At 43.5% G+C, this 4,777-nt stretch carries 3 protein-coding genes and 2 tRNA genes; all 5 read right to left on the bottom strand.

Annotation, left to right across the window (positions count from 1 at the left end):
- Positions 1-39: 39 nt before the first annotated feature.
- Positions 40-735, bottom strand: a complete 696-nt coding sequence (locus AOQ29_RS01735) for a hypothetical protein (protein WP_061992827.1) — start codon at positions 733-735, stop codon at positions 40-42.
- A gap of 156 nt (positions 736-891) precedes the next feature.
- Positions 892-963, bottom strand: a tRNA-Gln gene (locus AOQ29_RS01730).
- Positions 964-993: 30 nt separating this feature from the next.
- Positions 994-1,076 (bottom strand) — tRNA-Tyr (locus tag AOQ29_RS01725).
- Between the two features lie 164 nt (positions 1,077-1,240).
- Positions 1,241-3,127, bottom strand: coding sequence for a M13-type metalloendopeptidase (locus AOQ29_RS01720; RefSeq protein ID WP_061992826.1), 1,887 nt, complete (start codon positions 3,125-3,127; stop codon positions 1,241-1,243).
- Between the two features lie 116 nt (positions 3,128-3,243).
- Positions 3,244-4,632, bottom strand: a complete 1,389-nt coding sequence (locus tag AOQ29_RS01715; RefSeq protein WP_242977372.1) for an MFS transporter — start codon at positions 4,630-4,632, stop codon at positions 3,244-3,246.
- Between the last annotated feature and the right edge of the window lie 145 nt (positions 4,633-4,777).

Raw genomic sequence — 4,777 nt, 5'->3', positions numbered from 1 at the left:
GCTAGGTCTAAATATTTACTTCAACTTTTGGGGTACAGGTCATAAATCTGTTAAATCATTTTTATTAGCAAAAATGTATTGAAGGTTCTTATCATTTTGTAATATGTCTTTAATTCCTTGAACGTTGCTAAAACCTACGCCAGTCAGCTGGAGAAATTTTAGATTTGGTAGTTGTCCTAATTCTGCCAAGGCATTTGTGCCAGTTGTGCCTTGATTTTTTAAAGCATCCGAGAGTGTTGCGGTACCACCTTCGTCATCATAGGAGTAGGAATCGTCAGGTGTGAAATAATTGGCAATATTATCAGTATCATCATCTACATTAGATTTTCCGTCTCCAATTACAGTGATACTTTCCAAAGAGGTTGCATACTTTGCTCCCTCAACACTGGTAATGTTACCTGAGGTAATCTTAATCGACTTTACTTGGCTAACAATTGATTTAGTTAATGGATCGTTTTTGTTCATTAACTGCTCTGAAACTGCACTAGCAGTGACTGCCTGGCGCAAAGTGGCATCTGGCATCCAACTAGCAGCATCATCAGTAGTAGTAGTATCATCAGTAGTAGTAGTATCAGCCGATACTTTTGTTTGAGTTGTTCCGAATGAAGTATTCGAATGCAACTGGCTAATTCCGGTCATTGCAATAACTGAGGTCATTACTAAGCCTGCCGAAAAGAGGCTGTTACGCCACCGATTAGACTCTTGAATTTCAAATTTTTGAACTCGTGTTTGCATTGTTGTATCCTTTTCTCCATTCAGAGCTTTTTATTTCAATAATTAAAATCATTTTAACTCTAATGAAATCAAATAGCAATGAAACAGAAACAGAATGATTCTCATCTATCTTTAAACACAAAAAAACCGGTTCATTTCTGAACCGGCTTTTTAGGATTGCCCCTGCTGGGATCGAACCAGCGCATGGAGGTACCAAAAACCTCTGCCTTACCACTTGGCCAAGGGGCAATGCTTCTATTTTGCCCGAAGCGAGGGCAATGGGAGCGGTAGGATTCGAACCTACGAACCCGAAGGAACGGAGTTACAGTCCGTCGCGTTTAGCCAGACTTCGCTACACTCCCATGTGCTAAACAACTATTCTATAATAACAATTATTAGCCACTCTGGCAAGCTTTTTTTCTAAATTCGTTATTTAAAATAAACAATCCCAGAAACGTGTCCGCTGTCATCGTTATCGTTGAATCATCTTTAGCACAATGTTTGTTTATTTAAAAAGACTCGTTACTTACCAGATTTTAATTCTTTCAGCTGGAGCGACCCACATACCGTCCCCTGCCTGGGTTTGGTAAGTTTCATGGAAATCATCAAAGTTCGGTAGGATGACATTCGTGCGCAACTTACCTGGGGCATGAACATCAATCTTAGCGAGCATGGCCAGATATTCATCCTTGGCCTTTTGCCGCCACAAGGTCGCAAAGTTTTCAAAGAATTCTTTGGCGCTAAAGTCCGGTTGAGCCTTAGCTGCCGCTAAGGCAGCGGAAACCCCACCCAAGTCAGCAACGTTTTCAGAGACTGTTAAGTGGCCATTAATTTTCGAACCGGCCGAATCCTGGCCTTCAAAGCGGTCAATGACCGCTTGTGTCTTCTTCTCGAAGTTGGCAAAGTCTTGCTTAGTCCACCATTCCTTCAAGTTTCCCTTTTCATCATAGCGAGCTCCGTTGGTATCGAAGGCGTGGGTGATTTCGTGGGCAATGACCGTTCCAATCCCACCAAAGTTTTGACTGGCAGTCTGATGGTAATCGTAGAATGGTGCCTGCAAAATTGCGGACGGGAAAACAATTTGGTTGAATTCTGGTGAATAGTAAGCGTTCACCAAGTCACCCGGCATCTCCCACTTGTCACGGTCTGGGGTCTGACCCCAGTGACTAAAGGTATCCTTCACTGCTGCCTTCGAAAAGACCTGAATGTTATCCAATAATGACAAGGCTGGATCGACCTTCCGGTCTGCCAAGTAAGCCGGGATTACTTCCGGATAACCAACCTTAACTTGCAAGGCTCGTAACTTAACTTTGGCTTCCTTCCGCGTTTCGGCTGACAGCCACTTCTGATCATCAAAGCGACCATCATAAACATCAATCAAGTCTTGAACCATTTGTTCAACATCTTTTTTAGCATCGGCACCAAAGTAGGTTTGGCCATACCACCGACCAACAACTTGGGCAAAGAAGGCTCGAGCTTGACGGAAGGCTGACTTATCAGCCTTAACCGCTTCACTGGCACCCGATAATTTTCGACCATAGGCACCGGCAGCTACCCGGGTTTCATCCCCAAGGAATGGCGCAACTTCTAAGGCATTTTTGACAACTGACCAAGCTAAGATCATGTCAAAATTTTCTTCTTGGTAGACCTTGTGGGCATTTTCAAAGAATTGGCCATCATAAACGATGACCTTATCCAAGTCTGAGCCAACCAATTCTTGCAGGACCGTGTTAATTTGATAATCTGGGGTCTTTTCAGCCAAGTCAGCTAAAGACATTGGATGGTAATTCCGCCAATAATCCGACAAAGTTTCGCGGGAACTCTCGGTATCAGCCAAGAGTTGGTCGAAGGCCAAGGTTTTTTCAACCAAGTCTTGGGTCTCTTGGTCATCAAAGCCAAACTTCTTTAAAAGTCCAGTTGCCATTTCTGACCAGGCACCAAGCAAAGACTCCTTGGTAGCAGAATCTTGGTAGCTAGTAACATCCGGCAAAATTAACGATGGGTCAGCCAACCAGAGTTCGTTCCGGTCAGTATTCTTCGAATCGGGGCTAATGGTTGGGGCTAGTGGTGTTGTGTAAGAATCCAAAATCAATTGGCCTTCGGCTTTTTGGAAGTCTGACCAGGTTTTAATTTTTAGTAATGGTGCCAAGAACTTTTGCACTTGACCACTCTCGTCTTCGCCTCGTTTTGACCAATCCTTGGTCAATTGGTGGAGAGCAACAAATTCCTTAAGGGCTGGGACATCTTCTTCGCCAGCTTCCACTTGGGCCAAAACTTTGCGTTCCAAGTCCTCAATTTGGTCGGCCAAATCGTAAAACCCACCCGTCACCGGCTTATCGGCCGGAATCTTAGCCTGGCTGATCCAGTCGCCATTCACGGCTTGGTAAAAATCATCGCGGTAATTTTTTGTCATTTGCTTCTCCTTCAGTATCATTCTTACTTGCCATTATGCTGATATTTCGCTAGAATTGCAAACTTATGGCTAATAAAAAGGTAGACCTTGCTTGGGCCTACCTAATTTTATTAAATTTAACTAAGAGTTTCGGATCCGGCATCCTTGGGTAAGGTTAAGACTTCCAATAGTGGGTAGAGTGATAGTATTCCAACTAATAGGAAGGTTAGTTGATAAGCAACCCGCAACGAAACAACCTGACTTAACAAGGCGACAATCGTTGCTGCTAAGCCAACGCCAAAGGCCTGCGCCAACATTTGTAAGACAGAGGCCAAGGTGTTCGCGGAATTCTTTTGTTCCTTGGTTAATTCGGAGTATGAAAGCGAGTTGTAGGCTGTCAAAGCCAGTGACCGCCCCACCCCCGAAAGAAAGGCTACGAGGGCAATCACAGCCTTGATGGTCCCCGCCTGGAAGCCAGCCATGGCAAAGGTTGAAAGTGAAGCCAGGGCCAAAGCAACGACCAGGGCATACTTGTAGCCTAAGTGTTGAATAATAAAAGTCGTAAAGGGCTTAATAAAGATATTCCCTAAGAAAATGAAAATTACATAGGTCCCGGCGGTGATTGGCGACCATTTGAAGACAACCTGCAATATCAGTGTTAATAGGTACGGCAAGGCCCCAATCGTCAACCAAAAGATTGATCCACCGGTTTCATAGACACGGAAAGTCTTCACCTTCAAAGGTTCTAATGAAAAGAGTGGTTCATCCACCGTTTGTAAGTGGCGCCATGATAGAACAAAGAAAATAACAGCCACGGCTAGGCAAAGGATTCCCCAGACCAACAAACTCAACCCATGCGATAGCACTTCAGCTGCAATTAACAACGCACCCGCTGCCACCGCGACCAAGAGAAAGCCAACCAGGTCAAAGGGCGCTGCGACCCGGTCATTATCATCAATCAGATAAGTAAAGCCAAAGAAAATAATTAACAAACCAATTGGTAAGTTTAAAAAGAAAATCCAATGCCATGACAAAGAATTAATCACGTACCCACCCAATAAAGGAGCAATCGCTGGGGCAATCAGGGCCGGCCAAACCAGATAAGACAAAATTTGGAGCATCTTTTTTGGTTCAGTATTTTCTAGAATAATTAACCGACCAACAGGCACCATTAAGGCCCCCGCCATCCCTTGGATGGCCCGCATAATTAATAGGTAGGTTAAGTTGTTAAAGAGACCCGCCAAAACGGACGACACCGTAAAAAGGCCAACCGCAAACAGGAATAAATACTTGCGTCGCATCTTTTTAGCCAACCAACCTGATAGCGGAATAAAAATCGCTGCAAATAGCATATAAGTTGATACTAATAGTGAAGCCGTACTTTGCTGAACATGAATATCGCTGGCAATTTGGGGTAAAGCGGTTGTCACAATCGTTGAGTCCAGCATTTGCATAAATAAGGCTGCTGCGACAACGAGGGCCGCTTTCTTCATTTGAGAAAAGGTCATTTGTGATTTTTGGGTCATCAAATACTCCTAAAATTATTTTTTAGTCAAAACTCTAAAGTTCAAATATCCAAATTTTTATTTTAGTCTTCTTCTAGTAAAAAAACAATTTAAAGCAAAAAATGACCTGTACCCCAAAAGTTGAAGTAAATATTTAGACCTAGCT

The organism is Fructobacillus ficulneus, assembly GCF_001047075.2.
GTDB lineage: Bacteria > Bacillota > Bacilli > Lactobacillales > Lactobacillaceae > Fructobacillus > Fructobacillus ficulneus.
Note: the sequence above shows the minus strand (reverse complement) of the source record. Positions and strands in the feature narration are given on the sequence as shown.